Annotated in this window: 23 protein-coding genes; 12 read left to right on the top strand and 11 right to left on the bottom strand. The window is 50.7% G+C overall.

The features are described 5' to 3' along the window. Positions 1-89 precede the first annotated feature (89 nt). From AB4Z33_RS11905 to rluF, 3 genes are read left to right on the top strand one after another with little or no spacing between them, the layout of a single operon-like run. Positions 90-1,931, top strand: coding sequence for an ATP-binding protein (locus AB4Z33_RS11905; protein ID WP_442050142.1), 1,842 nt, complete (start codon positions 90-92; stop codon positions 1,929-1,931). A gap of 26 nt (positions 1,932-1,957) precedes the next feature. Further along, complete coding sequence (locus tag AB4Z33_RS11900; protein WP_442050141.1) at positions 1,958-2,725, top strand: NAD(P)H-binding protein; 768 nt, start codon at positions 1,958-1,960, stop codon at positions 2,723-2,725. Positions 2,726-2,732: 7 nt separating this feature from the next. Next, entirely contained in the window at positions 2,733-3,437 is a 705-nt protein-coding gene (gene rluF, locus AB4Z33_RS11895) for a 23S rRNA pseudouridine(2604) synthase RluF (RefSeq protein WP_442050140.1), read from the top strand. Between the two features lie 76 nt (positions 3,438-3,513). Here the strand turns inward: rluF and AB4Z33_RS11890 are convergent, their stop codons facing one another. Next, the gene (locus AB4Z33_RS11890) at positions 3,514-4,341 is read right to left on the bottom strand and encodes a flagellar motor protein MotB (RefSeq protein WP_442050139.1); all 828 of its coding nucleotides are present in this window, start codon (positions 4,339-4,341) and stop codon (positions 3,514-3,516) included. Then, on the bottom strand, positions 4,325-5,125 hold the full coding sequence (motA, locus tag AB4Z33_RS11885; RefSeq protein WP_442050138.1) for a flagellar motor stator protein MotA: 801 nt from the start codon (positions 5,123-5,125) through the stop codon (positions 4,325-4,327). The genes AB4Z33_RS11890 and motA overlap by 17 nt, the downstream gene beginning before the upstream one ends. A 244-nt stretch (positions 5,126-5,369) precedes the next feature. On the opposite strand from motA, the gene AB4Z33_RS11880 reads away from it, so the two are divergent. Both AB4Z33_RS11880 and AB4Z33_RS11875 read left to right on the top strand, forming a co-directional pair. Further along, on the top strand, positions 5,370-5,663 hold the full coding sequence (locus AB4Z33_RS11880; RefSeq protein ID WP_442050137.1) for a hypothetical protein: 294 nt from the start codon (positions 5,370-5,372) through the stop codon (positions 5,661-5,663). Between the two features lie 177 nt (positions 5,664-5,840). Next, positions 5,841-7,079, top strand: coding sequence for an EAL domain-containing protein (locus AB4Z33_RS11875; protein WP_442050136.1), 1,239 nt, complete (start codon positions 5,841-5,843; stop codon positions 7,077-7,079). A gap of 15 nt (positions 7,080-7,094) precedes the next feature. Here AB4Z33_RS11875 and AB4Z33_RS11870 read toward each other — a convergent pair whose 3' ends face one another. Continuing rightward, positions 7,095-7,568, bottom strand: coding sequence for a GNAT family N-acetyltransferase (locus tag AB4Z33_RS11870; RefSeq protein ID WP_442050163.1), 474 nt, complete (start codon positions 7,566-7,568; stop codon positions 7,095-7,097). A 147-nt stretch (positions 7,569-7,715) separates the two neighbouring features. Between AB4Z33_RS11870 and AB4Z33_RS11865 the strand changes: the two genes are divergently transcribed. Next, positions 7,716-8,942, top strand: coding sequence for an MFS transporter (locus AB4Z33_RS11865; RefSeq protein ID WP_442050135.1), 1,227 nt, complete (start codon positions 7,716-7,718; stop codon positions 8,940-8,942). Between the two features lie 64 nt (positions 8,943-9,006). Here AB4Z33_RS11865 and AB4Z33_RS11860 read toward each other — a convergent pair. The 4 genes from AB4Z33_RS11860 to AB4Z33_RS11845 all read right to left on the bottom strand — a co-directional run bounded on the left by AB4Z33_RS11860 (position 9,007) and on the right by AB4Z33_RS11845 (position 12,911). Beyond that, positions 9,007-10,571 (bottom strand): IS3 family transposase gene (locus AB4Z33_RS11860; RefSeq protein ID WP_442050134.1). Its coding sequence is split into 2 segments (ribosomal slippage): positions 9,007-9,935 and positions 9,935-10,571, totalling 1,566 coding nucleotides; the frame shifts between segments, so codons are not numbered across the junction. Between the two features lie 112 nt (positions 10,572-10,683). Then, positions 10,684-11,421 (bottom strand): Bax inhibitor-1/YccA family protein, encoded by a 738-nt coding sequence (locus AB4Z33_RS11855; protein ID WP_442050133.1) that lies wholly within the window; start codon positions 11,419-11,421, stop codon positions 10,684-10,686. A 90-nt stretch (positions 11,422-11,511) separates the two neighbouring features. Then, positions 11,512-12,651: a DNA polymerase III subunit beta gene (gene dnaN, locus AB4Z33_RS11850; protein ID WP_442050132.1), complete on the bottom strand. Its 1,140-nt coding sequence runs from the start codon at positions 12,649-12,651 to the stop codon at positions 11,512-11,514. Positions 12,652-12,656: 5 nt separating this feature from the next. After that, entirely contained in the window at positions 12,657-12,911 is a 255-nt protein-coding gene (locus AB4Z33_RS11845; RefSeq protein ID WP_442050131.1) for a ribbon-helix-helix domain-containing protein, read from the bottom strand. Between the two features lie 282 nt (positions 12,912-13,193). Here AB4Z33_RS11845 and AB4Z33_RS11840 point away from each other — a divergent pair, with 282 nt between their 5' ends. From AB4Z33_RS11840 to AB4Z33_RS11830, 3 genes are all read left to right on the top strand, one after another. Further along, positions 13,194-13,481 carry a hypothetical protein gene (locus tag AB4Z33_RS11840; RefSeq protein WP_442050130.1) on the top strand — a complete coding sequence of 96 codons (288 nt, stop codon included), beginning with the start codon at positions 13,194-13,196 and terminating at the stop codon, positions 13,479-13,481. 32 nt (positions 13,482-13,513) lie between these two features. Further along, positions 13,514-14,353 carry a PP2C family protein-serine/threonine phosphatase gene (locus tag AB4Z33_RS11835; protein ID WP_442050129.1) on the top strand — a complete coding sequence of 280 codons (840 nt, stop codon included), beginning with the start codon at positions 13,514-13,516 and terminating at the stop codon, positions 14,351-14,353. A gap of 97 nt (positions 14,354-14,450) precedes the next feature. Continuing rightward, positions 14,451-15,827: a protein kinase domain-containing protein gene (locus AB4Z33_RS11830; RefSeq protein ID WP_442050128.1), complete on the top strand. Its 1,377-nt coding sequence runs from the start codon at positions 14,451-14,453 to the stop codon at positions 15,825-15,827. Positions 15,828-15,831: 4 nt separating this feature from the next. Here AB4Z33_RS11830 and AB4Z33_RS11825 read toward each other — a convergent pair whose 3' ends face one another. Continuing rightward, a complete protein-coding gene (locus tag AB4Z33_RS11825; RefSeq protein WP_442050127.1) occupies positions 15,832-16,860 on the bottom strand; it encodes a GGDEF domain-containing protein in 1,029 nt (342 codons plus the stop codon). A gap of 266 nt (positions 16,861-17,126) precedes the next feature. On the opposite strand from AB4Z33_RS11825, the gene AB4Z33_RS11820 reads away from it, so the two are divergent. Next, positions 17,127-17,495 (top strand): hypothetical protein, encoded by a 369-nt coding sequence (locus AB4Z33_RS11820; RefSeq protein ID WP_442050126.1) that lies wholly within the window; start codon positions 17,127-17,129, stop codon positions 17,493-17,495. Between the two features lie 106 nt (positions 17,496-17,601). Next, complete coding sequence (locus tag AB4Z33_RS11815) at positions 17,602-19,902, top strand: ATP-dependent DNA helicase (RefSeq protein ID WP_442050125.1); 2,301 nt, start codon at positions 17,602-17,604, stop codon at positions 19,900-19,902. A gap of 2 nt (positions 19,903-19,904) precedes the next feature. Here AB4Z33_RS11815 and AB4Z33_RS11810 read toward each other — a convergent pair whose 3' ends face one another. Continuing rightward, positions 19,905-20,393, bottom strand: coding sequence for a hypothetical protein (locus tag AB4Z33_RS11810; RefSeq protein ID WP_442050124.1), 489 nt, complete (start codon positions 20,391-20,393; stop codon positions 19,905-19,907). A 153-nt stretch (positions 20,394-20,546) separates the two neighbouring features. On the opposite strand from AB4Z33_RS11810, the gene AB4Z33_RS11805 reads away from it, so the two are divergent. Further along, complete coding sequence (locus AB4Z33_RS11805) at positions 20,547-21,086, top strand: Crp/Fnr family transcriptional regulator (RefSeq protein WP_442050123.1); 540 nt, start codon at positions 20,547-20,549, stop codon at positions 21,084-21,086. Here the strand turns inward: AB4Z33_RS11805 and hmpA are convergent. Beyond that, a complete protein-coding gene (hmpA, locus tag AB4Z33_RS11800) occupies positions 21,035-22,267 on the bottom strand; it encodes an NO-inducible flavohemoprotein (RefSeq protein WP_442050122.1) in 1,233 nt (410 codons plus the stop codon). The genes AB4Z33_RS11805 and hmpA overlap by 52 nt on opposite strands. A 133-nt stretch (positions 22,268-22,400) precedes the next feature. Beyond that, complete coding sequence (locus tag AB4Z33_RS11795; protein WP_442050121.1) at positions 22,401-23,519, bottom strand: nucleotidyltransferase domain-containing protein; 1,119 nt, start codon at positions 23,517-23,519, stop codon at positions 22,401-22,403. Positions 23,520-23,617: the final 98 nt, after the last annotated feature.

Below are 23,617 nucleotides of genomic sequence, written 5' to 3'. Positions count from 1 at the left end.
ATATCGCTATTTTTATAAATTGCTAGTTAATGGAATAGTTCCTAGGAACTGCTCCGAAATGATTACTGAACAAAAGGATGTGTCTATCGTTGTCGATTAAGATGAAGTTTTCACTTATGATTTCTCTTATTGTACTCTCGATTTTCATTGTCTACAGCATGTTGAACGAATATGCTTGGATACGCAGCATACGGGAAGAAATGAAGCAGGTCATGCTGGACACATCCATACAGGTAGCTGTATCCATGGATGCCTTCGAAACGAGCTCGGATGGCGGGTCTCTAGAATTGAAGAGTAGGGTAGAAGGCAAAGACATGTTCGACCTGGTACAGAAATTAAATAACAATATCAAAGAGATTACCGTCTTCCATAATAACTCGCAGGAAATATCGGCGGGCACGTATGCTTACAATGATGCTACCAACGATAGCCCATTTGTGCAAGAAGCGAGAGACAGTGAATTTGTGTTTCGCAAAATGACCATCGACGATAAAACGTATTATCGAAGCTACTATTCGAACGAGAAGCTTGGAAGCTATACAATCAGTATCGTCTATGACGGCAAMGGCATTCAGGATCTCGTTGGAGAGAAACGAAATGATACGTTAATCTACTCCGCAATCGTTACGGTACTCGTACTATTAATTAGCTATTGGCTTGTAGGCGTTATGATACGCCCGCTCAAAGATATTTTATGGAAGGTTAATGAGGTGTCATCCGTAAGGTTCCATCAGCCGATTCAGATTCGGCGCAAGGATGAATTCGGTTTGCTCGCTTTGAAGGTAAATGCCATGTCGCAGAACTTAAGCATCTATATGGACAAACTGCGCAAGGCGTTCGAAGAGAATAGACGGATGAAGGAGCATCTGGAGTCGTTCATTAATCATACTAGCGATGCGATCCATCTGTTGGAGCTGGATGGCACGATTATTCAGGTGAACCGCGCTTTCGAGCTGCTTTACGGTTATGAGGAAGAGGAGGCGATTGGACTTGTATTCCCGATCTTGCCCGATTCACACCGTGACGAGCTGGAACAGATGCTCAGTCAGCTCGTCGCAGGCAGAGTTCTTCCGGCCAAGGAAACCATGCGAATGACGAAGTCGGGAGAGTTGATCCCGGTGAGTATTACCATATCGCCAATCCGCGATTCAGATGGGACAATCCGCGCCTTCGCAAGCATTTCTAGAGATATGCGCTCCCGCAATAAGATGGACGAGCTGCTGCGGCGCTCCGAGAAGCTAACCACGGTCGGACAATTGGCGGCAGGGGTCGCGCATGAAATTCGGAATCCGCTTACAACACTGAGAGGTTTTCTCCAGTTGCAGCAGCAGACGAAGCAGCTTAATGTGTCTCATGTAGGTCTGATGTTATCGGAGCTGGACCGAATTAATCTTATTGTCGGCGAGTTCCTCATCTTGGCGAAACCGCAGGCCACGAAATTTGTAACCAAGGATATGCGCAATATTTTAAATGATGTTGTTGCTTTGATGAATAGCGAGGCACATCTGCACAATATCGAATTTAAGTCGCTATTCACGGAAGAAAACTGTCTCGTTTCATGTGAAGAGAATCAATTGAAGCAAGTATTCATTAATCTGCTGAAAAACGCGATCGAGGCGATGCCGACAGGCGGCCCGATCCATATTCATATTACGAATCGAAAAGGGATCGTTTCGATTACGATTACAGACGAAGGTGTCGGCATTCCGGAGGAGATGATCTCGAAGATCGGCGACCCGTTCTTCACGGGGAAGGAATCGGGCACGGGACTTGGTATTATGGTCAGCCAGCGAATTATTCTGAATCATAAAGGGAATCTCGATTTTCAAAGCCAAGAAAATGTGGGAACAACGGTGCATGTGTCGCTTCCGGCTTTGAAACCTTTGACGGAGGACGGTATACTAGAAGCATCATTAACCGAGGGTATGTAGATGCGAAGTGCGAGGGAGAGGATGCAATGAGCGCTGGGCCTCGTGACGATAGAGAGGGCTATAGCTGTGTGCTTGCAGGTGCGACCGGGCTTGTTGGCGCTGCGCTGTTACGACAGCTGCTGGCGGATCCGAATACTAGAACGGTGACCGTGCTCGTTAGGCGGCCGCTGGATGCTGCTGCAACGGCGGGACTTGAGGCCATGAGGTCTAAGCTGCGAATAATTGTAGCGTCCTTCGATGATATCGATCTAGCGATGCAGGACGTAGAGGCCGATATTGTCTATTGCGCGCTTGGAACAACGATTAAAGCGGCGGGCTCGCAGGAAGCGTTCCGCACGGTTGATTTGGAATATCCGCTCGCGCTGGCTCGCTATGCGAAACGAGTGAATGCATCGCAGTTCGCTGTTATTACGGCGATGGGATCTTCCAAGAGCTCGGCCTTCTTCTACAGCCGAGTAAAGGGCGAGCTTGAAGAGGAGCTTGCGAAGCTGGAAATACCGCTGCTCCATATTTTCCAGCCGTCGTTGCTGCTTGGGCACCGGAAAGAAAAGCGGCTAGGCGAGACGGTAGGGACGTGGCTGGCAACGGCGCTTGGCTTCACGATGGTCGGACGGCTGCGCAGGTATAGGGCGATTCGCGGCGATGTAGTGGCTGCTGCAATGCTTCGGGCTACTCGAATCGCATGGGCGGAGCAGCATGGGCAAGGGCAGAATAGGACCGTTCAGCGGAGTCCTGAAGTGAAGGTATATGCTTCGGGCGACATTGCTGAGTTAGGGCATATACAGGCGAGGTGACATGCAGATGAGAATTAACAAGTTTATTAGTGAGACGGGCTATTGCTCGCGCCGCGAGGCGGACAAGCTGGTGGACAGCGGCCGAGTTACGATTAATGGCGAGACGGCCATGCTCGGCAGCCAAGCCGAGCTAGGCGATGATGTGCGCGTGGATGGACGACGGATTGGCGAACAGAAACGGCATGTATATATTGCGTTGAATAAGCCTGTTGGCATTACTTGTACGACTGAGCTTCATATTAAAGGTAATATCGTTGACTTTATCGGTCATGAGGAACGCATATTCCCGATCGGAAGACTCGATAAGGATTCCGAGGGCCTCATTCTGCTTACGAATGATGGCGATGTCGTGAACCCGATCCTGCGTTCGGAAGGCAAGCATGAGAAGGAATACATAGTAACCGTTGACCGTCCTATTAACGATTCCTTCGTTCGAGGCATGTCGGAGGGAGTGCGCATACTCGGCAGCATGACGCTGCCTTGCAAGGTAACGCGTGTGACAGACCGCGTATTCCGCATTATTCTGACCGAAGGAAAGAATAGGCAAATTCGTCGCATGTGCGAGGCGTTCGGCTATCATGTCAGGAAGCTTCAGCGTGTAAGGGTTATGAATATTCAGCTTGGCGGGCTCGCATCCGGGAAGTGGCGTGATCTAACGGAGGCGGAGAAGTCGGCGTTATTCCGGACGCTGGGGTATGAGGTAAACAGCTAACCTTATCTATGTTAATTTCGATGAAAGTATAAAGCCCCGACAGGCTGCGATTAAGCAGCTTGCCGGGGCTTCGTATTTATTTGGCGGCTGGAATGACTTGCTGATTAGTTGGATCGGCGACGGTATGCGAGATCGATACTTCGACCCGTCTATTCTTCGCTTTGCCCTCAGTCGTCTTATTGTCGGCAATCGGCTGATACTCGCCATAGCCGACGGCTCTGAATTGTTGAGGCTTAAGCTTTTTGTTCTCCAGCAAAATATCCATGAACCGAATTGCCCGCATCGAGCTTAAATCCCAATTGGACTTGAAGAAGACGGTCGAAATGGGAGTCGTATCGGTATGGCCGGATATGATGACTTCGTAATCGGGATATCCTTGCAGCATCTTGCCGATGGCTATGGCAAGCTCTCTCGATTCCGGCTTGACGGTCGCCTGTGCAGGAGCGAATAGCGCATTGTCGCTGATCGTAATCATGAGCTGGGACATATTGAGCTTTGTCTCCAGATCGGTTGTCAGGCCGTTTTTATCAATATATTCGTCAAGCTGCTTCTTCAGCTTCTCGAGATCCTCTTGCTCTTGCTTCAAGGCAGCCTCGCGAAGCTTCTGAGCATCTTGTTCTTTCTGATCCTTCGGATTATCGTCTTTTTTGATTTGATCTTCCTTCGGCTTATCAGGAGAATCGCCTTCCGGCGTGATTGCCGGACTATCGAGTATGCCGCTGCCGCTATTAAGCGCGATGCTGAACGCCTTGGACATTTCCTCGAACTTCTTCACATCAACGGAGTTCATGGAGTACAGAACGATGAAAAGTGCAAGCAGCAGGGTCAGCAAGTCGGCATAAGGGATGAGCCAAGATTCGTCTACATGCTCTTCGTGATCGTCATGCTTATGCTTTCTGCTCAACGGCGCCTTCCTCCTTCTCCCTCAGTTTTCTTCTTTCTGTTGGAGTGAGGAATACGGACAACTTCTGGTTAATCGCAATCGTCGATACGCCGGATTGAATGGACAGCAGACCTTCAACCATCATTAGGCGGATTTGAATCTCGCTCTTCGACAAACGCTTTAATTTGTTGGCAATCGGATGCCATAAAACATAACCTGTGAATATACCAAGCAAAGTTGCGATGAAAGCGCCGGCGATCGCATGAGCCAGCTTCTCCATGTCGCTCATGTCGGCAAGTGCCGCGACGAGACCGACAACGGCGCCGAGTACCCCGAGCGTAGGCGCATATGTGCCCGCTTGCGTGAAGATGAGCGCGCCAGCTTTGTGGCGATCTTCGGTAGCGGCAATGTCTTCAAGCAAGACGTCGCGAACGAAGTCTTGGTCGTTGCCGTCGATAATCATACGCATGCCGTTCCGGAGAAACGGATCTTCGATATCGTCGACCTTCGCTTCAAGCGCAAGCAAGCCCTCGCGGCGCGTGATCGATGCCCATTCCATAAAGTTAGCGATCAACTGATCGCGTTGCATAAGCTTTTGTTCGGAGAAAACCATTTTGAACAGTTTGCCGATTTTTCCGAGCTCAGACATTGGGAAGGCAACCATGACCGCTGCAATTGTACCTAATATGATAATCATGAATGCGGCCGGATTGGCTAGAGACGATAAATGAGCGCCTTTAAACACCATACCTCCCAGAACAGCGACAAGACCTAGTACAATACCTATAATTGTTGAATTTTTCATCATACACCCCGTCCAGTACGTATTCGAATTAAATATTCTAGCGTTTACGCTTGTCTACTTTCTATTATTATCGACAAATAGGGTGGCTGAGATTAGAGTAAACGAAACGATTTGGGGCGGAAGACGTTTAATATTGTCGAAATGATGTAAAATAAGAGTATAAGGCCATATGCATTCGGGATTGAAAGCCCATCGAAGACATGCGGAGCAAAACGACACTAATAATAGAAGGCAGGTTATGAATATGGGAGTAAGACATGCAAGAGAATATGCGGATATATTGAAAGAGTTGACGGAGGCTGTAGCAGAGATTGAGAATAGCTACACGTTTTTTGAGATGGAAACCGAGGAATGGGAAGCGCTGCATGAGGATGACCGTCATGAGGTAATGGAAGCGCTGGCTGACGATGTGTTTTTCGGACTGGGCGAAAATCCGGAAATTAAGGTCGGCGAAGGCGTCATTACTTACAACAGCAAGCATCATATTATAGAAGTATCTCAGAGCAATCAGGTTACACGCATAGTTAGACTGATCTAAGTCAGCTTTTCTCCGGTTGTTGTTAGATTGCTACTATATAATAGATGTATCATTCGACAAAATAGTCGGGATGGCAGTTAATATGTCGCTTCTTTACATTTAATGTCGATTCATTTACAATGGTACTCATTAATATGGTAGATAATATAACATGCGAGTAAYACAAAGGAGAGCGCTATGAGTGATGGTCACACTACAATAGCACTACCAAAAGCGCTAGGTCTACAAGACGAAAAGCTAGCAGCCTACTATCAGCCGATCATAGCGATGGATACTCGGCGAATTATGGGCTATGAGGTGCTGGCTAGAGCGGTAAAGGGAGATTCTGTTCGCAGCTTGGGGCCTTTCTTTAGTGATGAAACGGTGCCCGATGAGGAGCATATTCTCGTGGATCGGCTGTTGCGCGAGCAGGCTTTTGCCAAGCTGGGTCAGATGGATGAACCTCCTATGCTGTTTATTAATCTAAAGCCTTCTTGGATTTATCGTTATGAGCAATCCGGAGAGCTGTTCACGTTGTCTCTGCTTAAGAAATACGGTATTGACCCAAGGAAAGTCGTTATTGAGATTACGGAGCAGAGCTTCCAAGGCTCAATGGAGGTGCTTCGCACCGTTGTAGACCTCTATCGGGAGCAAGGTTGTCAGATTGCAATTGATGATGTAGGCAGCGGTTTCAGCAGTTTCGACCGTATTGCTCAGATTCAGCCTAACTTGCTGAAGATCGATATACATATGATTAAGAGGAGCGCAACGCATGACGGCTACTTCGGCGTGCTTCGCTCCTTCTCAGATATGGCGGAGCTGATCGGCGCCTCCTTGCTCGTGGAAGGCGTCGAGACGAGAGAGGATCTTGCAAGGGCGATTCGAGCAGGCGCGCGTTATGTGCAAGGGTTCATGTTCGCGAGGGCTGAGGCGGACTTCCGCGATCCCGATTGCTTCGCTCCAATTATTGTAGAGGAGCTGGAGCGGCATCTGCTGCATCACGTCATCTCGGAGCGCGATTGGCAAGTCAAGGCTGAGCAGCTTGCGAAGCAGCTCGCGCATATCGTGGATACCTCCGATGGCATTACGGAAAATAATGACGATTGGGCTCTGCGGCTTCTGCCGGAGCTGGACACGAGCTATATTCGCGTGTACTTGTGCAATCAGGACGGCATTCAGCTATCGGCGAACTATTTCCGAGAGTCTGACGGCTCATGGCGGAGCGAGGACCAATTTCGAGGCGCGAACTGGTGCTGGCGGCCGTACTTCGTTCCGAACATCGTACAGATGAACGAGGATCGAAGATCGATTGTATCGAGAGCTTATACGGATCTCGATACACATGCATGGATTCGGACGATATCGGTGCTTGTTGGACCTGGACTTATTTTATTCGCGGATGTAATCGATATAGAGCACGGCACGCAAGCGATATAATAGCATTCAGAGCTGTTAGCTCTGGATAGGCTCGAACACCATGCAGTGGCATTCGGCGTAACCGTTCTGAGAAGGACGGGCATACGTATCGGTAATGCGGAAGCCCGCCTGTCCATAGGCGCGTACGGCTCGCGTATTCCAAGCGAGTACCTCTAAGTCGATCTCATGCTGAGGCATTCTTCTTCGCGCTTCAAGCGCAATTAGCTTAGCGAAGGAAGGACCTAAACCCCGGCTGCACAGATCAGGGTGAAGGCCGAGTCCGAGCCTGGTTACGCCGGTCATGGGGAACAACTGGGCGAAGCCGATCAGTCTCGAGCTATCGTCAACGATTGCTATATATTGCTGCGCACGCAGGACGGGATCGCCGAATTCGATTTCGTCCTTTTGCATTTGCTCCCAAGTTGGCCAGTGGTAGACATCGTAGGGAGGCTCATAAATCCAATTACATATTTCGACAGCATGCTGTATTTCCAGCGGACATATGGTCATTTGAATCGGATAGCGTTTATAATGAGAAGAATGGTTTAAATTATTCAATATCTTATAACCTCCGGATGGAGCAAATGAGTTGGATACGTATGACTAAGTATATCAGATAGGCGCCAGAAGGCGCGCGGACATAAGGAGAACTACGGCATGAAGAAGTTAATATGGATCGGCTGTCTGTCTTACTTGGTAATCGGTATTGCGCATGTGGTAGGCGGATCGATATTGGAGCAGCTAATTGATCATTATGGGCTCACGTACAAAGACGGCGGACAATGGATTATGAATCAATTTCTCGGCTTCCTGGTCGGTGTCATACTGGCTCCCTCCATCACGGCAAGAATCGGCAAGCGAGGCGCGGTGCTTATTGCGCTTGGCGCGCTTACTTTAAGCGAGGCCGCTTACAGCCTGCTTCTTCCCTGGGGCTGGATGCTGGCCGTCGCTCCTCTCGCGGGGTTCGGCTTCGGCATGACGGAAGCGGTCGTCGGCGCGATGATCATCGACCTTGCTAAGGGCAAGGCTTCGGCAATGAGCCGACTAGAAACGTTCTTTGGCGTCGGCGCACTTATTATACCGGTTGCAGCCGCTTATTTGATCGCTCAGAACGTATGGCAGGTATCGTTCCCGATACTGGCAGCACTGTCGGGCGTTACATTCGTATTGTGGCTCACGATGTCCTTCGGCAAGCTGGACGAGCAGATCGGCTTCCAACCGCCGAAAGCAGCGGTGAGCAGCAGCATGGAGCAAGGGACGGCAGGTGCAAGAACAGGTATATTCGGTTATCCGCGCACTGCGCTTCCGTTCTTGCTGCTGTCGGCAGCGTTCTTCATGATCTACGTAGGCATGGAGATGAGCTTCTCCAATTACTTGCCTTCCTTGCTTATTGAGCGTTCGCAGGTAAATGAGTCGAGTGCTGCGGCAGCGCTCAGCCTGTTCTGGGCAACAATGGTGTTCGGACGTATATTTGCAGGCACGTTGGCGGAGAAAATGGGGTATGCGAAGTATTTGTTTATTGCTACTGGCGGAGCAACGATCGTGTTCGCATTAATGGCGCTCATGGGTCAGCTCAGCTGGATGCTCTTCTTCGTCGCTTTAAGCGGTCTGTTCTTCTCGGGTATATTCGGTATCGCCCTTGTCTATGCGAACGCGTTAATCCCAGGCATGACTGAGCGGACGACGAGCCTGCTCGTAGCATGCGGCGGGCTTGGCGGGGCAATTTTCCCTCGCGTTACCGGCTGGTTCATGGATCGATATGACGGCGGGGTTACGCTTTGGTATGTAAGCGTACTGGTTCTGATCATGCTGCTCGTACTGGGCGCAATGCTTGTGCTCGGCAGAGGGCAGTCGCAGCGGCGCGATGCTGTGCGTAATAGATAGAAAGTAATAGGCCACCCCAACATGAACTGCACCCCGTCAAGTAGACAGTACAAAAAATAAAGATCTATGAAGCGGCCTTAGCCCTAAATTCAAGGGGACTGAGGCCGTTTAGTTTTTTCTGCAATCGTTCGTAATTGTAAAAGTGGATGTAATCATCAATATCGTTCTTTAGCTGCTCAAAAGTTTGGTATTTATGTAAGTAGTACTTCTCACATTTCAACGTTCYCCAAAATGATTCCATTGGACCGTTATCAATACAACGTCCGACCCTGGACATGCTCTGCTTCAGCTTAGCCTTATCCAACATTCTCTTAAAACCCGAAGACGTGTACTGAAAGCCCCGGTCGCTATGAAGGAGCGCTTTGCTTCTTGGCGCTGCCTTTAGAGCCAACTTCAATGTTTTAAACACGAGCGGATTATTATTGGAATGTCCCAGTACATAAGAAACAATCGATTTATCATGAAGGTCGAGAATGGCGCTTAAATAGGCCTTYTGACCGTTGCCGTATTTAAATTCAGTGACATCCGTTAGCCACTTTTCGTTCGGTACTTCCGCTTGAAACGCACGGTTTAATACGTTCTCAGCTACGTGCTGCGGTATAGAACGTTCATATTTCTTTTTCTTCCTGCGAATGACGGACTGAATTCCTCTTATCTTCATCAGACGATACACGCGTTTGTGGTTAATCTGCTTCTCCGTTTGTCGACGCATATGCAGCGTTAATTGACGGTAGCCGAAGGTGCCTTCAACCTTTTCATATAACGTCATCATGACCGCCGTAAGCTCYTGGTTCTCCAACTGTCGTTGGCTAGGCTTGTGACTGAGCCACTTGTAGTAGCTTGACCTTGGAATCTCCGCAACCTTGCACAGTAGCTGTATGCTAAGCGCTTCTGCCTGCTGCACGGCTTGGATAGCGAGATAAATGTTTTCCTGTCGATGTCCGCTTAGCGACGCCTCCCTTGAAACTCCTGTAACTTTTTTAAGAAAGCATTCTCCGCCCGAAGCCGCTCAACCTCGTACTCCAGTTTCTTCATGGCGAGCTTTTGCTGATCGACCTCAGATAACTCTTYAGGTGCCTTCGTGCGCCCTCTGCCGTCTMGCAAAGCGTTCTCGCCGTCTGCTTCGTACTTCTTTACCCATCCGTAAACTTGYTGATAAGAAACGTGATATTTCTCTACTGCTTTTTGATAGTTTCGATTTTGTGATAARCAATACATTACAATGTCCATTCGTTCTTCCCAAGTCGTTGTCCGTCCCTTTGTCATAGCGGCTCCGCCCCCGTTCTTATACGGTCTTAGACCGCTATGACTATTATACTTCTTAATCCAGTTTCGGAGCTGTGTGCGGCTTGCCATACGGTACTTCCTTATAATTTCATTCTGTGAGTACTTTCCAGATAGATAATCTTGAACAGCCTGAAGTTTAAGTTCCACTGAGTAGCTCTTATTCTCTGCACGCCATGCTAACCCTTCGAATCCGTACAGTGCATAACGACGTCGCCATTCCTTCAACGTACTGACGTTAATGTTATATTTACAAGCGATCTCACTTCGTGATCCCCGTCCTGCTTCATACTCCTTCAGAATGGCTAATTTCTCTTCCCCGCAGTACTCATTTATTTGAGACATGAAAAAACTCCCCTTGATAAACAGGTTTTTATTATTTCACCTGTCTACCTAAAGGGGAGCATATCACGCCGGGATGGCTTCTTCTATGTTTACTTCTATGCAGCGACCGCGATTAGTCGCGGCTGAAGATTTTGGAGAGCAGGCGGAGCATCTCGATGTAGAGCCATACGAGCGTGACCATGAGGCCGAACGCGCCGTACCATTCCATGTACTTCGGAGCGCCGCGCTGTGCGCCGTTCTCGATGAAGTCGAAGTCCAGCACGAGATTGAGTGCAGCGATGACGACGATAACGAGCGAGATACCGATGCCGATCAGGCCGTTGCTGTGCAGGAAAGGTACGCTGATGCCGAACATTCCGAGCACGAAGCTTACCAAGTAAAGAAGGGCAACGCCTGCTGTTGCGGCGAATACGCCAAGCTTGAAGTTTTCCGTTGCTTTAATAAGTCTTGTCTTGTATGCGAGGAGCAACGCTACGAATACACACATCGTCAGCAGTGCTGCCTGCATCGTTATGCCGTTGTACAGCGATTCGTAATTAGCCGACAATGCGCCGAGGAAAAGTCCTTCTGCTATGGCGTAAACCGGTACTAAGTACGGCGCCGTTCTTGGCACGAAGCTTATGATAAGCGCCATCACAAGACCGATAATAACGCCGCCGATCATATAGCCCATGACGTTCTGGCCGTTGAAATACATGTTCCAAGTCGAGAACGCGCCGCCTAGCATTAATGCGAGCGTAATGAACGCTTTATTGACCGTTCCGTTGATCGTCATCGCGTCATTCAACGAATTGCCGTGCCGATCAAACGTATGATCTCTTAATGTCGGATTACCGCTTCTTCCTAACATGGGTAATTCACCTCATCATCATTTTGTCCCGATTCTATCACATCCTATGATGCTCATCCACTAGCAATGACTATTTCTTTCGCTGCGGCATCAATAGGCGCTTCGGATCGGAGTAAGAATGTAATACGTATCATGCCCTTGCGTAGTTTCAATAATGATCGGTTTCTCTCTTCCTGTCAGGCGTAAGTATATATGCTCGCTCTCAATAGCATCAACCATATCTTTCATATATTTCCCGTTAAAAAATACCGTAATCGCTTCCCCCGACCTCTCCGCAAGCGCCACAGCTTCCGTCACATCGCCGATGTCGGGCGAAGCGGCGAACAATTCCGCATCATCTTCTCCGATGCGTAGTCCGATAATGTGCATATTGCCTGCCAACAGCGATACTCGTCCGACCGCTTCAGCAAAAGAGGCGGTATTCAGCTTGAGCGCTGTAGCTGTAGAGAAGGCGGACGGCAGCAGCTTGTCGGTCGGCGGGAATTGGCCTGGAATAAGCGATGTCTGCATGCTGAAGCTGCTTGTGGCGAACCGCACACCGTGTTCGCTGAAGCTGATCTGCGTGTCGCCGGCGTTGTCGGTTAGCATTTTCGAATAGTCGAGCAGATGTTTAGCTTCAACGACGATAGCTGTCGGCAAGCTGCCGCTGTCATCTGCGTGAAGTCGCGAGGAGCGGGATGCGAGCCGAACGCCGTCCGTTGCCAGCAGCTTCAGCTTACGTCCATCCTCGAGTATGGACATGGAGACGCCGGTAAGGACAGGGCGCGCTTCCGATGTAGAGGCGGCGAAAGCGACTTGCTTCACCATACCTCGCAGCTCCCCGTTGTTGATAAGGAAAAATGAGCGCGCTACGCCATGCAGAGTATTCGGGAATTCATCAGCATTCATCGTTGCGAGCCTGTAGTTGGATTGGCCGGCTTGGATGTGCAAGATTGTACTCTCGATTAACTCGAGCGAAACGATGCCTTCTGGCAAGTTGCGGACAATATCGATGAAGTAACGGGCGGGAACGACGGTTCTTCCTGCTTGCGTAACCGCAAGCGAATCGGAGGAAGAGGGCAATTGATATTGCAATGTCATCGTTAGTTTGGTGCAGGTCAACGTTAACTGGCGCATATCGGCCTGCAGCTTAATGCCTGCGAGAATGGGCTGGACAGGCCTTGAAGGCAGTGCTGCCGCGACATGCTGCAAGGCGTGATGGAGGTCGTGTCTCGCAATTTCAACTCGCATCGCGCTCACTGTTCTCCCGTTTGCTGATCGGACAAGTAAGCTTCAATCATGTTTCGTATCACTTCCGATCGTGAACGTCCGTCCTTCTCGCATTGGGACTCGATCTGCTCCCAAGTTGACGAAGGCAGCGTTAACGATATTTTTCTCGTTTCGCCAATGCCTTTGCGGCCGGCGCCGGTACGAGGCCCGCCTTGCGAGAACATGATCGATAGCTGTCCTTCGTGCTCGGGAATGCCGAGCTTTATTTTTTTCGCGGGCATAGGGATTAAGCTCCTCGCTATATTTGATTAAGGTAACCTATTTCAAATATTCATTAACTTAACTTTACCATGCCTAGTTGTGATTGGCAATATTTGCAACGAAGGCTGGCGATAAGCACTTTTTCGCACAATCTAATGAAGTCATGTTCTTGGATAAAAAGGTTGCGGAAACGGGACAACTTCCGCTTCGGCAAGCCTTTTTGGCCGTTGCCCGGCGGTTGGCATAAAACGAAAGTCCTATCCATATGGATGAGTATAATAGTGGCCGGAGAGGGTGGGCGCATGAGCAATCGTTACCCGTATTACAATCCGTATCGGCCGGGTAAACCGAGAGGTTACCGCCAATTGAACGGTCATGCCCTTGCATCGATGATACTCGGCATATGCAGCATCCTATTTTGGTGGACGTGGCTGCTAAGCATCGCGTGCGGAGTTATTGGACTGTTGCTCGGCTTCAAAGGCATCGATTCACAGCGACCAGGCTTAGCGAGAGTTGGAATCTTCACTTCGATTATCGGACTTGGCATAGGCGCGATTTCCTTATTGTTCAAGGTGATTTCATGGTTGTGATGTGGATGATGATCGGTTGCAGCCTTGTATTTATGATCCTTATCGTGGGGTTGCTATCCGGCAGCCAGCCGCATATTGATGAAGCGCTGGCTGAGTCCGAGCGTGACGTTGTGCCAGTGCAGATTGTTTCGGGAATCGCTCAGCATATCGGAGAACGGGAGGAGCAGCAGGATTCCTACTGCTTCTCCGAGCTTCACGATAGAGAGGCGATTCAGAGGCGCGGCGTACTGGCCGTACTCGCCGACGGTATGGGCGGGCTTGCAATGGGAGGCGAGGCGGGTCAACTGGCTGTGCAATCGATGCTTCAAGCTTATAGGAACAAAGCGGATGAAGAGAGCATTCCGCAAGCGCTGGAGCGGGCGATTCACGCGGCTAACCGCGATGTCTATGGGCTGGCGATAGAGCATGGGCTTGAATGGGGCGTAGGCACGACGCTTATTGCGGTTGTTGTGTCGGAAGACCGGCTGTATTGGACTTCGGCCGGCGATAGCCGAATATACCTGTACCGCGAAGGTACTTTACGGGCACTTACGCAGGACCATACCTATGCGAAGCAGCTGGATGAGCTCGTCAAAGCCGGTCTTATGACCCGTGAAGAAGCGGATACGCATCCGGAGCGGATGCTGCTTACGAGTTATCTCGGTATCCCGGAGCTGCGGGAGCTTGATCGTAATTGGACGCCATTTCACCTGCAGCCGGAGGATTGGATCTTGTTATGCAGCGACGGCTTCTATGACGGGCTGACGGAGCCGCTGATGAGTGAAGCGGCGAAGCTTACGCCTCAGCTGGCAGCGGAATATATGGTGCAGCGGATAATCGAAGAGGAACGTCCGTATCAGGATAATGCAACCGTCGCTATTTTGAATATATAGAAATGTTATCGTTTCACTCTTATACGGTCTCGGTACATACATATCAGCCTTTCGACGCTTCTACATGACTTGGCAACTAAAAAAGGCGGGCATAGGGATGAGAGATGATCGCATTTGCTTAGGGTGCATGGAATGGACGGACCGGACGGCAGTATGTCCTTCCTGCGGTTATGCGGGAGGCACGCTGCCAAGCGCTCCATGGCATTTGATGCCGGGTACGATTCTGAACGGCCGTTACTTGATCGGCAGGGTGCTGGGGCAAGGCGGCTTCGGCATTACGTATTTGGCATGGGATCTCAGTCTCGAGACGAAGCTGGCGGTTAAGGAATATTTGCCCCGCGAGCTGGCGACGAGAAGTCTCAATCAGCCGCCTATTAACGTATATTCGGGGGAAGCGCAGCAGCGGTACGCGTATGGGCTCGATCAGTTTCTAGAAGAAGCCAGGCGGGTGTTCAAGTTAGGACCGCATCCGGGCATAGTGACGGTGCGTGACTTTTTCAAGGAAAATGGAACGGCGTATTTGGTCATGTATTATTTGGAAGGGCAGACGTTCAAGGAGTTTCTGAAAATGCAGGGCGGACGCGTACCGTTTGTTATCGCGCTTGGCATTATGCGTCCGATCATGGATGTGCTGCAGGAGCTTCATGCGCATCACATGCTGCATCGGGATATTAGCCCGGAAAACATTTATATAACAACGAACGGCCAAGTAAAGCTGCTTGACTTCGGGGCTGCCAGGCAAGTGGCTGGCGAGCATAGCCTATCGGTTGTCTTAAAGCCGGGCTACGCGCCGGAGGAGCAATATCGAACGAAAGGAAAGCAAGGTCCGTGGACCGACCTGTATGCGGTAGCGGCAACGTTATATCGGGCAATCACAGGTCGGATTCCGCCTGAATCGCTGGATAGGCTGGATCGGGAATCGCTTGTCCCGCCTTTGCGGCTTCACGCGGTCATTCATCCCCATGAGGAAGCGGTGCTGATGAAGGCTCTTTCCGTACACGCTTCCGATCGCTTCCAATCGCTGCAATCGTTTCAAGCTGCGCTTGAAGCGGGCAAAAAAGAACGAAACGTATCTCCTTCAGAGAAGTTGCCTCATTTAAAGCTGCCTCAGCCCCCGCGTTCGCTTCCACAGCCTTCACGATCTAAGAAGCAGCAGGTGCGCGCCTCGCTTGCTCGGCGCCGCGCCGTTCCGAAGTGGATGCGTTTTGCTGGAGGCGGAGGCCTGCTCCTTATTATCGTTATCGTGTTCTCCCTTCTAGTGCTGAATCGGGGATTCCGTGTGCCTGCTTATATTGGACATAGCAGCGACTCTGCCGTTAGAGACCTTAGGACCTGGAACATGGCTTACAAAGTAGAATATCGCTATAGCGAGTCCATTGCGTTAGGAATGATAGTTGATCAGTACCCGCTCGCAGGTACGAAGCTGGAGAGAGGAGAAACGGTAACGCTCATCGAGAGCCTTGGTCCGGAATAGAACGCTATTGCACGGTTGTTCGATTTTTGCCGTTATTTTTGGATTCGTATAAGGCATGGTCGGCTTGTTGAAAACAGTAGGCCTTCGTCTCGCCCGGCGCAACGGCATGCAGGCCGACACTTACGGTGACGGGGCGCCGATTCAGCTCGGCAACAGGGTTCAACGCAATCGATTTGCGAAGGCGTTCAATGGAAGCATACGCTTCCGCCTCACTCGTCTCGCATAACAGCACGACGAATTCCTCACCGCCATATCTGGCAGCGAAGGCATTGGCGGTAATGTGCTTGGAGATGCAAGCGGCAACCTGCTTGAGCGCAATATCTCCGACCCAGTGCCCGTATGTGTCATTGACCTGCTTGAAATTGTCGATGTCGAGTATCGCAAGCTGGAGCGGAAACGGACTTCGGTTATATTGTTCAAGCAATTGTGCAAAATACTCATGGAACGACTTGTGATTATGCAGTCCGGTTAGGGGATCGATCTTCGTCATTCTCTCCATCACGATCGTTTGGACGAGCAGCTCCTGTTCGGATTGCATCGATTGATCAAGCTTTTCCACGAGCGCATGGCTGCGATGGATAACGCCAAGGCCGGTCATGGCCGCGCAGAATAGGATGCTCCCGACTATAATGATCTCGATGAGATCCTCCTCCTTCACATAACGGCCGGGTTGAACATAGAGGGCTACCATGGCTATCAGACACATCGCTAACGTTATGATCAAATAACGTTTCTTGAAATACATCATCGAGATAAGCAATGGGAATATAAGAATGATAGGTAAAGTATCGTAGCTGTCATGGATAAAGTAGAAGTACGAGTGCGAGGTTAATATGGATGAAATGACCGTCGCAAGCTCCATTCCGTTCGGCCATCTGCGGTAGACGATTTCCAGCGCAAGCACGAGCAGCAGAAAAATCGCGTTAGGTACGAGCATGCCGTTAAACAGATAGTTCACCGGCGTTAAGAAAGGCACATGCGCTGACAACACATAATGGATAAGGAGCATCGAGCCAAGAATAATCGTAGACATGGCCCAAAATAAGTTTAATATTCCGCGATTCCATTTTTGTGGAGTACGCATGGTTCGGTAGATGGGCAGAGACATAACATCCTCATTTCTAAAGGGTGAAATAATGAAAGACCGGTTATTAATATCGTACCTGCAATGTTTCTACGGAGCAGGCAGTTATTCCTTCATTATTCGACAGTTTTCCCTTCAAAAGTCAGATGGTTAGAATAACGCAGCTTCGGGGTAATATATGATGGATAACGAATATGTAAGCGGAGGCGATAGATGTGTATTGGAATGAGGAGGAGCGTAGGGATCGTGAGCACAACGATCTTGTGACGGAGAGGGATATCGATCCGGCTTTTGGACTGTTTGCGGACGAGGAGCAGACGAGCGCCGTGCTGGACGCGACGGACGAGCTGTTACGAAGATATCCGGATAGCGAGGCGGGTTTATCCAGCGCCATCATCTCGGGTGAAGGGGATGACGAGGTAGACACGCCCGAGGAGATTTCGGCTGAGATGGCTGCCGTGCCGGATGCCGATGACATCGCAAAGAACAGCCCGGTAGACCCGGCGTCCCCGGAGCAGGATTTCCACGGCACCGATCTGCTGAACGGCGTCGGGCTGCATCCCGAGGAAGAGACGGAGGAGTAGAAGGGAGAAGGCGTCCGTATAGGACGCCTTTTTCTATGTGTCTGTTGCCGCTGAGCATGATACAATAGAGGAACAAATGTTCTTGGAGGAGTCGGGGAGCTAAGTCATGTCAGACAAACCGAGTACGATCGCGATATCGGTAAGGCATCTGGTCGAATATGTCTACCTGAGCGGCAGCATTGATGTGAAGCTGAATGCGGTAGACGCATTGCATGAAGGAACGAAAGCGCATCAGCGGATTCAGCAGCAGTACGGCGAGCTTGACCGCAAGGAAGTATATTTGAAGGCGGACATCGAGGCGGAAGGGCTTGTTATTGCGGTGGATGGCCGATGCGACGGACTGCTTGCCACCGAGCATGCTATAACGATAGATGAGATTAAGTCTACATCCGGTGACCTAGACCTTATAACCGAACACTCTTATCCGGTGCACTGGGCGCAAGCGATGTTCTATGCCTATATGTATGCCAAGGATGAGCAAATGCCGCAGATGCGGGTGCAGTTGACCTATGTGCATACGCAGACCGACAGGCTGCAGCAATTCCATCGCATGGTGTCCTTCGAGGAACTCGAACGATTCGTAGAGGATGTCGTACAGCGATATATTCCGTATGCAGCGCTTCGCGTTCGTCATGCAGCTGAGCGGGATGCGAGCATCGAATCGCTCGCCTTTCCTTTCGGCACATATCGTGCGGGACAGCGCAAGCTGGCCGGCGCGGTCTACAAGTCGATCAATGAGGGCGTGCGGCTGTTCGCCAGAGCGCCGACGGGCATCGGCAAGACGATCTCGACGACGTTTCCGGCTGTCAAGGCGATCGGAGCAGGTATGCTTCAGCGCTTCTATTACCTGACGGCTCGCACAACGACGAGGAAAGCTGCTGAGGATGCGCTGCTGCTGATGGATGAGCAGGGACTGCGGATGCATACGGTTACGATTACGGCAAAGGATAAAATATGCTTTCAGGACGAAGTGCGTTGCGAGAAAGAGCATTGTCCGTTCGCGGACGGCTACTATGACCGGATCAACGGGGCGGTGCTTGATATACTCGCTAATGAAACGATCATCACGCGTTCGATCATCGAGCGATATGCGCAGATTCACCGGGTATGTCCGTTCGAATTCTCGCTGGATCTCGCTTACGCGGCCGATGCGGTCATTTGCGACTACAATTATATTTTTGATCCACGTATTTCGTTCAAGCGGCAATATAATGAGCAGAAGCGCAAGACCGCGCTGCTTGTCGACGAAGCGCATAATCTAGTGGACCGGGCGCGCGAGATGTATTCGGCCGAGCTGGTGAAGTCGGCGTTCCTTGCGCTGCAGCGAGAGTTGAAGGGAACGGATCAGGCAGGCTACAAAGCAGCCAAGGCGGTTAATGATTATTTCATTGCGCTTCGCAAGGGGAGCGAGGATTCGCCGCAGCTTGTAGAAAAGCTGCTTCCAGCGGAGCTTGTAGCGCTAGTAGAAACGTTCGCCGCCGCGATGGAACGGCTGCTCGCCGGAGGGCAAAGTGTAAGCGAGCTGCTGCTCGACACCTATTTTGCCGCGCAAAACTTCATTCGTACCGCTAAGCATTACGACGATAAATATGTGACGTTGACGGAACTCACGAAGAACGAGCTTCGCGTGAAGCTGTTCTGCCTCGATCCCTCGGAAATGCTGCAATTGATGGGCAAAGGGTATCGGTCCCATATTTATTTTTCGGCAACGCTGTCTCCGGTATCTTATTATATGGACATGCTTGGGGCGGGGGAGAAGGACTATACGCTGGCCGTCGCTTCGCCGTTCGATAAGGAACAGCTGGAAGTGATCGTGAAGCCGGTGTCGACCCGTTATCAGGATCGCGATGATTCGTATGCGCCGATTGCTCGTCAGCTTGCGCAATTGGTAACGGAGAAGCCTGGAAATTACTTCGTATTTTTCCCTTCGTACGCATATATGAACGCGGTGCATCAGACCTTTATGGAGAGCTGGACGATGAGGGAAGAGGATGAGAAGAAGGCTGAGGTGCTGCTGCAGCAGCGGGATATGTCCGAGGAGGAGCGGGATCAGTTCCTGGACAGCTTCCAGGGCGGCAAGGAGCGATCATTGATCGGCTTTGCGGTCATGGGCGGTGTGTTCTCCGAAGGCGTTGATTTGGCGGGAGACCGACTGGTCGGCGTCGTCGTTGTTGGCGTGGGACTGCCGCAGTTAGGCTTAGAGCGGAATATGATTCGCGATTACTTCAATGAGCAGGGCAAGAGCGGCTATGACTATGCCTACGTCTTTCCCGGTATGAACAAGGTGCTGCAAGCAGGCGGACGTCTCATTCGTTCGGAGACCGATAGCGGCACGCTGATGCTTATTGACGACCGTTACATGCAGCCTCATTACAACCGATTGTTGCCGGAGGAGTGGAGGCGTTAAAGTTACATCACCGCGCGTTCTGGCGCCTCTTGTTCAGTGCTGCGGCGGATGAACGGCGGGGCTTCGCCGAACTTGCGCTCCAGACGAACGGCGGCATAGAGGAAGAGCAGCAATCCTAGCAGAGATACCGCTACGGACAACGGCGTAATCCATATCGTTGACGGCTGGGTGAAGAAGGGGATAAAGGACACGGCCAGAATAGGAGGAGCGTTCCATTTGAACTTGCGGATCAGCCACATCACGGCTACCGTATTCAGAAGTATCGACAGAACGCCGGTGCTGAAGTGCATGCACACCGAGCCGATCAGCGATGCGGTTATTGCGCCAAAGGCGATTTTTCCGACGACATCCTTTTTGAAAGGCTTCGATATGAACAACAGGCTGAATGCGCCCAGCGTAGGGAAAAACAAAGTATGCATAATCGAAACATGCAGGGAGATCCAGTAGATCAGAACAATATAAGCACAGATAGCTACGGACTTAATGGTCATTATGATTGGATCCTTCTTTCTTTTTGATGAGAATAATAGCTGCGGCGCTTACGTAACGCAGGCGCAGCAACAAGTATTATAACACAAAAAAACGCCGTCCATAGAGATGGACGACGTTATATGGTATACATTAACAAATGAAGGAGTGGCGAAATGCTGCTGCATAAAGGAGAAATATTGTTTCGCCAAGGAGAGACGGGATCGCTCTACCATCTCCGCAGCGGCATGCTCAAGATCGTCCGAACGCACGAGGACGGGAGTCCGCTTCTCGTTAATATTATTACGCCCTATGAAACGATTCCTCACCATTCCTTGATTAGCCCGATGCCCTACCACGGCACGGCTGTTGCGCTCGTTACGAGCGAGGTGGTCATGCTGCAGCCGAGCGAATGGTATGAAGAACTGGCTCGCAGTCCGGAGAAATATCAGGAGGTCGCTTTGCTTCTGCAAAGCAAGCTTCGCATGCTGCAGCAGCGTATTGATCAATTGTCGCAGGTGAAGCCGATGGACAAGCTGATCAAGCTGCAGCAATGGTTCCGTCAATATATCGGTGCATCTTCGCTAACGGACGTCCTGACGCAGGACGAGATCGGCCAATTGATCGGCCTGCGCCGCGAGACGGTCAATCGGCTGCTTCGCGCTCAAGCTTCTGATTCCGCGGTTAGGCTGCCGGAAGGTCCGAAGAACTCGTAGCTGATATGATCCGCAGCGACTCCCCATTCGTTTAACATACCGTATACGGTCTTCATGAAAGGGACGGGGCCGCAGAAATAGAAGCGCGAGTCCGGCGAAGCGACGACCGATTGCAGCCAAGCTAGATCCACATACCCTTCTTTATGAAAAGCTTGTTGCTCTCTGTCGCGTATGTTCGGTTGATTATACACATAATAGACTTTGAGATGTTGATGTCTATTTTGCAGCGCTTCAACTTCCTGCTTCATGGCATGAACATTTCCGTTCTGCGCGGCGTGGATGAACGCAATCTCTCGTCCGGGCTGTTGTTCGAGAGCTGTATGGAGCATGCTAAGCATAGGCGTAATACCGACACCTCCGCTGAGCAGGACAAGCGGCTGATCGTCATTCGTATTCAGCGTGAAATCTCCGGCAGGCGCCGATAGCCATAACGCATCGCCTTGCTGAATTTGCTCATGCAGGTAGACGGATGCGATGCCGGCCGGCCGATCCTGCAGCGTGTTTTCGCGTTTGATGGTAATGCGATAATAAGGGTTGCCTGACTTGTCGGACAAGCTGTATTGACGTATATGCGTATACTTCTCGCCGGGAATGTCCAATTTGACGCTTATATATTGACCTGCCTCGTATAGAGCAAGCGCTCCGCCATCCTGCGGAACAAAGTAAAAGGAGGTGATGACGTCGCTTTCCTCTACTATTTTCTCAACCGTGAACGCTCTCCAACCGTCCCAGCCTCCGGACTGACGCTTCGCCTCTTCGTACATTTCAGCTTCTACGCTAATGAAGACATCGGCGATGACGCCGTAAGCTTCACCCCAAGCCTGCAAAATGTCATCCGTCGCAGCATCGCCAAGAACATCCTTAATCGCCTGCAGCAAGTGATGGCCGACAATTGGATAATGCTCCACCTTCACGCCTAAGCTGCGGTGCTTATGCGCGATTTGTTTGACCACGGGCAGGATGTCCGGCAGGCGGTCAATATGCAGTGCGGCCGCATACACCGTATTGGCAAGCGCCGTTTGCTGTCTTCCTTGCTTCTGGTTCGCATGGTTGAAAATATGGAGCAGCTCGGGATGGCTCGCGAACAGCATTTCATAGAAACGCTTCGTAATGGCAAGTCCGTGCACTTCGAGAACCGGAACGGTTGATTTGATAATAGCTACTGTATTGTTGCTTAACATGAAATATCCCCTCCTGGAGGTTTATACGGAAGTTTGTGATGATGCAGCCTTAGTATAAACAATCGCAGGAAGCTATATATGTGATTGAAAACACAGCAAAAAGCAACGATTTGTGACGGCCGTCGAGTGGGGGCTAACCCCGCTGGTCTAGATACAGCTCTAGCTGCTGAGGTGTCTCAAATTCGGCAATGTGTACGGTATGCGACTGGAGTAGGGAGCGCAGCCGCTCATCAAGAAGCAGAATCATGTCCCGCAGCTCGGATAATCGATCGGAGGCGAGCAGCTTAGGCAGATCAGGCAATCCAACAGCGATATATTCATGCATGTAGTCTGCGGTGGCGAGTACGGCGCTTGGCCAATAGCCATTTCTCGAATAGTAGAGGAAACGTGCAATCTCATCCTGGGCGCCGATGGACCAGAAGAAAGCTGTCGTATAATCATTCGCCTCGCAAGCCGTTAACAGCTTATCGAATTGCCCTCTGATTTCCTCGTAAAATCCTTTCATACGCCCTTTGTAATCAGGTCCGGCCGCATAATGCGCCTTCTGGGCGTTCAACAGTTCCAGCATATCTTGCACAAGCTGCTCGCTTGCCGTTTGTATTTCCTTTGTCTCGCTTGTCTGCATAAAAGTGTGCATGTGTTCATCCAGCCTCGCTGGTTTCAGATGAAATTGGTTGATTTGCTCTGTGTTTTTGCCCCAGCCTTTCGTGAAATAAGTGCCGTTAAGCAGAGCGAGGGCATACAGCGCATGAGTCAGAACACCATGCGCCTCCGTTCGGAACAGCGTCAGATTACCAGTTGAGTCGTTGTGGAGCAGAGACATTTGGTACATATGAACGTAGGCGTCGCGCAAATGATTTTCCGCTTTCTCTATGAGGGCGAGCGACGGCTTGCCGGTTTCGGAGATTCGCTTGCGGAGCTGCTCGAAGCGGGCAAGATCGGCGTCCGAACGGACGTACAGCAGCTTGCAGTCGGCGATGATGGATGTATTCGGCTCTTCGAAAGCGGCCATCCGCTCCGCGCGCTCCCATCTGATGGGCCAAAAGTCGAAGCTGATGCCGCCGCATAGGAACGATAGAGCCGCGCGGAAGCCTTGCGGCGTAGATGGAATGAAGAAGAAGTCGAGGTCGGAGCGGGAGGTAGCCGTTCCTTGCGCATAAGAGCCGTAATAGGCGACCAGGGCTATATCACCTTTGAAGCGGGTTTGTATATGCTGAATGAGCGTTTGGGCAACCTCGAACACGTTTGCCATGACATTCACGCCTCCTTTAATACGGATGGGTATCACCTAAAGTATATAGGAGGCCGGAAGCATACATCCGATAAAGAATGGTTTAAAAGGAGCTGTTG

It is taken from the genome of Paenibacillus sp. 2TAB19, from assembly GCF_052115185.1.
Lineage (GTDB): Bacteria > Bacillota > Bacilli > Paenibacillales > Paenibacillaceae > Pristimantibacillus.
The sequence above is the reverse complement of the archived record's forward strand: the minus strand, read 5'-3'. Positions and strand labels throughout refer to the sequence as shown.